At 37.8% G+C, this 299-nt stretch carries 1 protein-coding gene; it reads left to right on the top strand.

Going from position 1 to position 299, the window contains the following annotated elements; translation table 11 throughout:
* Positions 1-299 (top strand): pneumococcal-type histidine triad protein (locus HMPREF2701_RS01010; RefSeq protein ID WP_148130490.1); only part of this gene is annotated, 299 nt, incomplete at both ends.

Consider the following 299-nt stretch of genomic DNA (forward strand, 5'->3'; position numbering starts at 1 on the left):
AATAAAAAATATCTAGCTGGGTCAGCAGCTGCACTTGTTTTAAGTGTCTGTGCTTATGAACTAGGTTTGCATCAAGCCCAAACTGTAAAAGAAAATAACCGTGTTTCATACATTGATGGCAACCAACCAAGCCAAAAGGCAGAGACTTTGACACCTGATGAAGTCAGTAAAAAAGAAGGTATTAATGCCGAGCAAATCGTTATCAAGATTACGGATCAAGGTTATGTGACTTCTCATGGAGATCATTATCATTACTATAATGGCAAGGTTCCTTATGATGCTATCATCAGTGAAGAACT

The organism is Streptococcus sp. HMSC077D04, assembly GCF_001808785.1.
Lineage (GTDB): Bacteria > Bacillota > Bacilli > Lactobacillales > Streptococcaceae > Streptococcus > Streptococcus mitis_BX.